Raw genomic sequence first — 7,638 nt, 5'->3', positions numbered from 1 at the left:
GATTCACCCTCAGCCGCTGCACCGGACGGACCCCGGCTGCTGCAGTTAGTCGCGCGACAGGAAGCCCGTGCGGCCGGAAAGCGGCCGAGGGCTGATAAATCGCTGCTGCAGTTGCATACGGCTATGGTACGCCCGCGGGCCGCCGTCAGGTTCGCGGGCCGGCTGTCCCCGTCAGTGGCCGGAGTGCCGCGGTGCCACAAAAGAGACAAGTCTGTCTGCCTCCCGCAGCGCCTCTGCCATGCCGGCCGAGCTGGCAAAGACCTGCTCGTCCCGGGACTCAAGACGGACGGGGATCAGTTCAGCCCGTGCGGACGGAGCTCGCTCCGAGGAGCCCGGTTCCGAAGGTGGCGTCGCGGGGCCGTGGCCAGCTGGCGCATTCTGCTCCTCCCGCTCAGCGGCCTTTTCCGACAGGGTGAGCGCATCGATCTTGGCACCGCCGATCTTGTCCAGCATCTCGTAGTCCTCCGGGGTGCACAGATCGCTGCCGGCCAAGTGTTTGAGCGCAATGAGGCCTACGACGGCCCTGCTGAAATCGCGGTCCATCGCTAGATCGATAGCCCACTGGGTGCGCTGCCACCACTGGTCCCGGCGGTCCGCTTCACGCCGCTGGGCGAGCGTCCGCCAGCCGATCCAGCCGGCGATGGCAGCCGCCACCAACGTGCTGAGCGGAGTGAATGCCGCCACGTACTGAAGCCATCCTGGATCAGCCGCCGTTGCCTGGGTGCCGAACATGGCCCCACTCTAGTCTTCCGTTCCGACAAATAGACTGGCCCGGTGACCGAATCCAAGCCCTTCACCGCCGGCAACACTCCCGACGCTCCCCGCAGCGACCGCCCCGACCTCCTGAACGCACTCGCCGCGGACCTGCGTGAAGTTGGTTACACGGTGGACGGTGTGGCCGAACTGCTGGGCCCGTCCGCGTACACGGCCCTGAACCGGGACCAGCTCATCCCCGCGCTGATCGTCACCGAAGCAGCTGCCCAGGGCGAGCCGCGCACCGCGGCGCTCGCCGCCGTCGTGCGTTTCTGGCTGCTGGCCGTTCCGCAGGACGTTAAGGTACTCGACGCCGCCCTCCCGCGGACCCGGACGGAGGGTCTGGTAGCGCTCGGGCTGGCGGAGGCTGCGGAGGCTGCGGCGGCCGTGGTTTCGGCTGCGGCGGATCTCCGGCCGTACGGCTGGGACTCGAATGAGGACGGCAGCGGCGGGGCGGAACTCTGGGTGGCCAGCGACCTCGCCGCGCACCAGCGCCCCGGCGTGCTCCGGCACGACCACGTCCTGGGCATCGGGCAGGCCTCCACCACGCTGGTGCAAACCACCATCCGGCGCCACGCGGCCAAGGCCCTGGACCTGGGAACGGGCTGCGGCATCCAGACCTTCCACCTGCTGCACCACAGTGAGCACGTCACCGCCACCGACATCTCGGAGCGCGCCCTGGCCTTCACACGCTTCAATATCCTGCTCAACGCTGATGCCCTCCACGTGGACCCGGCGCGGCCGGAGGACCGGGTAAGCCTGCTTCGTGGGTCGCTGCTGGAGCCGGTGGCCGGAGAGCTGTTCGACGTCGTGGTGTCCAACCCGCCCTTCGTCATCACGCCGAGGACCACCGGAGAGGCCGCCGGAGACCAGTTCACCTACCGCGACGGCGGCCTGCCGGGGGACGACATCGTGGCGTCACTGGTCAGTTCCCTGCCGGACGTGCTGGCGCCAGGCGGAACAGCCCAGCTTTTGGGCAACTGGGAGATCACGGCGGGGAAGTCATGGGAGGAACGGCCGCAAAGCTGGACCAGCCCGGACACTGACGTGTGGTTCATCCAGCGCGAGCAGGTGGGGCCGGAGCAGTACGCCGAAACCTGGCTGCAGGATGCCTCGGAAAACCGCGACCGGAAGCACTACCAGGTCGCCTACGCCGCCTACCTGGACGACTTCGCGTCGCGGAACGTGGACGGGGTGGGCTTCGGAATGATCTGGCTCCGGCGGCCTGCTGCCGGCACGCGCAGGGTCTATCGGTTCGAGGAGATCACGTATCCGATCGAGCAGCCGGTGGGGCCCCACCTGGGTGCCGCCGTCGGCCGCGCCGACTGGCTGGCAGCCAACGAAATCTCCGCCGCGCACCTCGTGGTGGCGGACGACGTCACCGAAGAACGCCACCAGAGACCGGGCGCCGAGCACCCTGGCGTCATCCTCCTGCGCCAGGGTGCCGGGCTCCGGCGGACCAACCTGCTGAGCACCGAACTTGCCGGCTTCGTCTCAGCGTGCGACGGCGACCTCTCCGCCGGGCAGATCATCGGCGCCCTTGAGGCCCTGCTGGGCGGGCACGAGGGATTCGACGGCGATGCCTTCCGGGCTCGGCTGCTCACCGACGTGGCGAACCTGGTCCGCGACGGTTTCCTGCTTCCCCTGGAGGGGTTCTAGCCCGGACGGTGGCACGCCCGGTGCTGCACCGCCCGCCGCACCGTCCGGTAGTGCGCCGGGTGCGGCGCCTTTGCCGCCGAAGCGGGGCAGGACGTAGGCCGCCAGCGCCAACGCAACGGCGACGCCCGCTGCGCCCGTGACGAGGAAGCTGGCCCGGATCGGGACCACGGCCCCGAGCAGTCCGCCCAGTGCCAGCGCGGCGATGGACACCGCCCGGGTCAGGCCGCCCACGATGGCCATAGCCTGCCCCCGGCCGCTCTCCGGAACGCGCAGGATGGTGATGGCGGCGAAGCAGGCATTCAACGCGCCGCAGGCCAGGCCCATGGCTGTGTAGGCCGCAAACAGCCAGAGGACGTCCGGAGCGAGCCCCATGATCCCGAGGAACACCGATGTCAGGACCATGGCCGCCAGCAGTATCCGCAGCCTCGACCCTTCGGTGCGGATACGGCCGGCCAGGGCGGCTCCCGCCGCCATGCCCAATCCGAATGCGGCTGCCAGCAGGCCGTACTGGGTTTCCGTGGCGCCGAGTTCGGCGCGGGCCAGGAACACCTCCAGGACATTGGTTGCCTCGCCCACCGTGATGTAGAAGAGGGCACCCAGCACCAGCGCCCAAACGAGGCTGTCCCTGCGGATGAACCGGTACCCGTCAAGGAGCGCAGGTTTCGCCCTGCCGGCCTGCTCAACGGCACCTGCCCTCCTCGTTCCTACCAGGGCCGCGCCCGCGCCCATGGCCACGTAACAGCCGCTCGCCACAGCGAAGACCAGCCCGGTGCCTCCCCAGCCGCTCAGCAGCCCGCCCGCGGCCGGGCCCGCCATCCCGGCAATCATCATCGTCGCCTGCATCGTGCCCAGTGCCCGAGGCGTCCGGTCCTCCCCGACGATCCGGGGCAACAGCGCCTGCCAGGTGGGCCCAGCCACCGCTTGGGCCGCATCTAGCAGGAAAGTCATGGCGAACAGCACGGGGATGCGGATGTCGGAAGACTCCATTCCGACGCCCATAACCGCCACTGCCACCGCGCTGACCACCGATGACCCAACCGCCAGCGTTCTTGAGTCCTTCGTGTCTGCCAGGCGCCCCGTCCACGGGGCAAGGATCACGAGCGGCAGTGCCGAGCACAGAAGATAGCCGGCCACGAGCCACGGGCCGGGAACAGGAGCGCTCCCGCTCGCCGCCGTCTCCTGAAGATGCAGCATGACCGAAACGACGACGGCGCCCATGCCTGCCGTTGCCATGAACCGCGCGCTGCTCGCGATCACGAAGTCACGGTTGCGCCAGAGGGCCTGCGCAGCCGACGCAGAAGAATCAGCCGGGGAAGGGGCCGCGGAGGAAGCCGTGGCAGGCGCACCCTCAGCACGAGAAGCATCAGCCGCATCCGGCGAGCTATGAAGGGTTTCTTTCATAACTGTGAAAGTACTCTTTCAGGATTAGTGATGTCAAGCATTTCTTTCATAACCTGACCGTGCTGGCTAGACTTGGAGGGTGAGTACAGACACGCCCTCGGCGGAGCCCGCCAACAAGACGACTTCCCCCGCCGAGGAGAAGCATCCTAAGCGCAGGCCCCGCCCGGAAAAGAAAGTGGAGATCACCGACCCCAAGGCAATCCGGGCGTTGGCCCATGCTGCCCGGCTGGAAGTCATTTCGGAGCTGTACTCCACCCAGTCCAGCCGCACGGCCACCGAGCTTGCGCAGCAGACTGGCCTCACGCCGAGTGCGATGAGCTACCACCTGAGGGCGTTGCAAAAGTGGGGGATCGTGGTGCCGGCGGAGACCGCGGGGGATGCGCGCGAACGGCGCTGGAAGGCGGCCGGCAGCGACTTCACCATCAACTCGGGCGGCGGGGTGGCCAGCCCCGACTTCGCCGTGGTCGACCTCGAACTGCAGGCATTCCGCCGCCGCGCCAACGCATACGCCAGGACCCGGGACGAGCAGCGGAACAGCGGCGAGTCCGCCGAGCCTTCGATGGCGGTGGTGCTGGCCACTGACCTTTTATACCTGACGCCCGGACAGCGCCGTGAACTCACCGAAAAGGTCTTTGAACTGCTGCGCGACTACGAGCTTGAGGACCCCAATGACGTTCCGCCCGGGGCCGAGCGGATTGCCACCATGTGGTCCATGATTCCGGACGACCGGTCCCCGTCGGGAAGTGGCCGCGATGGTGCCGCCGCCGGCGGTTAATTAGGTTTGCTTGGCAGTGACAGCGGCCACGTGTTTTCCACATGACAGCGCATGATTCTGCAAAATATGGTGAACTAGGCCAATATGGGCTCATCTGCCCGAGCAACCTTTTTCTGTAGGAGCACTGTGCCAAGCAAGGCCAAAACCGGCAAGAAACTCGTGATCGTGGAGTCTCCGGCCAAGAGCAAGACCATCGCCAAGTACCTGGGCGAGGGCTTCATCGTAGAGGCCTCCATCGGTCACATCCGCGACCTGCCGCAGCCTTCCGAACTCCCGGCAGAACTGAAGAAGACCTCCGTGGGCAAGTTCGCCGTCGACGTCGAAAACGGATTCAAGCCGTACTACGTGGTGTCTCCGGACAAGAAGAAAAAGGTGGCCGAACTCAAGGCCCAGCTCAAGGACGCCGACGCTCTCTATCTCGCAACCGATGGGGACCGCGAGGGCGAAGCCATCGCGTGGCACCTGCTGGAGGTCCTCAAACCCAAGGTCCCGGTGTACCGGATGACCTTCGGCGAAATCACCAAGGAAGCGATCCACCGCGCCATGGACAACCTGCGCGACGTCGACGCCGCGCTGGTTGATGCCCAGGAGACCCGCCGCATCCTGGACCGCCTTTACGGCTACGAGATCTCCCCGGTGCTGTGGCGCAAGGTGGCCCGCGGGCTGTCCGCCGGGCGCGTGCAGTCCGTGGTGACCCGCATGGTGGTTGACCGTGAACGGGAACGCATGGCCTTCAAGTCGGCGTCCTACTGGGACCTGACCGGCCAGTTCGGCGCGGACTCCGGCTCGTTCAAAGCCAAGCTCGCCGCGGTTGACGGCGCCAAGGTTGCCACCGGCCGGGACTTTAACGACGCCGGCGAACTCACCTCGCGCAATGCCGCCCACCTCAACGAGGAACTCGCCACGTCGCTCGCGGCCGGGCTCCAGAACGCCGAATTCCGTGTCCGCTCGCTTGACACGAAGCCGTACACCCGCCGTCCCGCGGCCCCGTTCACGACCTCCACGCTCCAGCAGGAAGCCGGGCGCAAGCTCCGGTTCTCCTCCAAGAGCACCATGCAGATCGCCCAGCGCCTGTACGAAAACGGCTACATCACCTATATGCGTACCGACTCCTCGGCGCTGAGCGACGAAGCCGTTACGGCCGCGCGCCGCCAGGCCTCCGAGCTGTACGGCCCCGAGTACATTCCGCAGTCACCGCGCGTCTACACCAGCAAGGCGGCCAACGCGCAGGAAGCCCACGAGGCCATCCGCCCCGCCGGTGACTCGTTCCGCACGCCGGCGCAGGTAGCCAAGCAGCTCTCCGGCGACGAATTCCGGCTCTACGAGCTCATCTGGAAGCGCACCGTCGCCTCCCAGATGGGCGACGCCAAGGGCTCCACGGCCACCATCCGGCTTGGTGCGGTGGCTGTAAGTGGCGCGGCCGAAGGCCGCGACGCCGAGTTCTCGGCGTCCGGCACCGTCATCACCTTCCCCGGCTTCCTCGCCGCCTACGAGGAAGGCAAGGACGAAAGCCGCGGAGACGACGAGTCCGAGGAAGCACGCCGCCTGCCGAACGTGGCCAAGGGCGACGCCCTCACCGCGTCGGAAATCCTGGCCGTAGGCCACGAAACCTCGCCGCCGCCGCGCTTCACCGAAGCGTCGCTGACTGCGGAGCTGGAAAAGAAGGGCATCGGGCGCCCGTCCACGTACGCCTCCACGATCTCCACCATCCAGGACCGCGGCTACGTGCGGAAGCAGGGGTCTGCCCTGGTTCCCAGCTGGATCGCGTTCTCGGTGATCCGTTTGCTTGAACAGCACTTCCACGACTACGTGGACTATGAGTTCACGGCGGACATGGAAGGCGACCTGGATAAGATCGCCAACGGCCAGGCCGTCGGCGCAGCCTGGCTAAAGCACTTCTACTACGGTGAAGACGCCGACCCCGGCCTGTTGAGCATCGTGAACAACCTTGGCGAAATTGACGCCCGTGAAATCAACTCGGTGCCCATCGCCGAGGGCATCACGCTGCGCGTCGGCAAGTTCGGGCCTTACCTCGAAAGCTCCGTGCCCACGGTTGACCCCAAGACCGGCGAAGTCGTCGAGTCCGCCCGTGCCAACGTCCCCGAAGACCTGGCCCCGGACGAGCTCACCGCTGCCAAGGCCATTGAGCTGATGGAGACCGCGGCTCCCGAGGAGCGGGTCCTCGGCGCCGATCCTCACACGGGACACACCGTTGTGGCTAAGAACGGCCGCTACGGCGCCTACGTCACCGAGGTCATTCCGGAGATGACGGAAGAGCAGCTGGCCAACCAGCCGGTGGAATACTACAAGAACGGCAAGCCCAAACCGCCGAAGAAGCCTGTGAAGGCCAAGCCGCGTACCGGTTCGCTGTTCGCGTCCATGACCGTTGACACCATCACCCTCGATGAGGCTCTTCAGCTCATGAGCCTTCCGCGGGTCCTGGGCCAGGATGCCGAAGGAAATCCGATCACCGTACAGAACGGCCGCTTCGGCCCGTACCTGAAGAAGGGAACGGACTCACGGTCCATCGGCTCTGAAGAGGAAATCTTCACCATCACACTGGAACAGGCTCTGGAGATCTACTCGCAGCCGAAGCAGCGCGGTGCACGCGCGGCCGTGCCGCCGCTGGCGGAGTTCGGCCCGGACCCGGTCTCGGAGAAGAACATCGTGGTGAAGGAAGGCCGTTTCGGCCCGTATATCACTGACGGCGTCACCAACATCACCGTGCCCCGAAGCACCTCACTGGAGGAACTCACTCGGGAACGCGCCGTCGAGCTTTTGGCCGAAAAGCGGGCCAAGGGCCCGGTCAAACGGACCACCACCACACGCAAGGCTCCGGCCAAGAAGGCGACAGCGAAGAAGTAACGCCTGGCCGCCGGTTGAGCTTGGGGCCACGACCGCAGGGTTCCCTGACCGAGCTTGCGAGGTTAGGGTGCGGGTGGGGAGCGAAACCTGGGTCTCGACGCGCTCGACCGGCGGTGGGCACCGTCGTCGAAATTCCTGAGGAGCAGGTGGATGCCCTCTCGGCCATCAGCGGCTCAGGCCCTGCA

General features: G+C 66.8%; 4 protein-coding genes and 1 pseudogene. 3 read left to right on the top strand and 2 right to left on the bottom strand.

The window, feature by feature from the left end:
• Window positions 1-171 precede the first annotated feature (171 nt).
• The gene (locus LQ144_RS22440) at window positions 172-732 is read right to left on the bottom strand and encodes a hypothetical protein (protein WP_230121458.1); all 561 of its coding nucleotides are present in this window, start codon (window positions 730-732) and stop codon (window positions 172-174) included.
• Between the two features lie 42 nt (window positions 733-774).
• Here LQ144_RS22440 and LQ144_RS22435 point away from each other — a divergent pair, with 42 nt between their 5' ends.
• Complete coding sequence (locus tag LQ144_RS22435) at window positions 775-2,412, top strand: methyltransferase (protein WP_230121457.1); 1,638 nt, start codon at window positions 775-777, stop codon at window positions 2,410-2,412.
• A gap of 93 nt (window positions 2,413-2,505) precedes the next feature.
• On the opposite strand, the pseudogene LQ144_RS22430 reads toward LQ144_RS22435, so the two are convergent.
• A pseudogene (locus LQ144_RS22430) lies at window positions 2,506-3,645 on the bottom strand (MFS transporter); the annotation flags it as partial.
• A gap of 247 nt (window positions 3,646-3,892) precedes the next feature.
• On the opposite strand from LQ144_RS22430, the gene LQ144_RS22425 reads away from it, so the two are divergent.
• The gene (locus LQ144_RS22425; RefSeq protein WP_230121456.1) at window positions 3,893-4,588 is read left to right on the top strand and encodes a winged helix-turn-helix domain-containing protein; all 696 of its coding nucleotides are present in this window, start codon (window positions 3,893-3,895) and stop codon (window positions 4,586-4,588) included.
• A 126-nt stretch (window positions 4,589-4,714) separates the two neighbouring features.
• Entirely contained in the window at window positions 4,715-7,453 is a 2,739-nt protein-coding gene (gene topA, locus LQ144_RS22420; protein WP_230121455.1) for a type I DNA topoisomerase, read from the top strand.
• The last annotated feature ends 185 nt before the right edge of the window (window positions 7,454-7,638 follow it).

The sequence above is a fragment of the Arthrobacter sp. Bi83 genome (genome assembly GCF_918698095.1).
GTDB lineage: Bacteria > Actinomycetota > Actinomycetes > Actinomycetales > Micrococcaceae > Arthrobacter.
This window is presented reverse-complemented; position numbering and strand designations above follow the sequence as displayed.

Excerpts from the sequence above, each read along its gene's own strand:
- LQ144_RS22440 (WP_230121458.1), bottom strand. The coding sequence starts at position 732 with ATGTTCGGCACCCAGGCAACGGCGGCTGATCCAGGATGGCTTCAGTAC.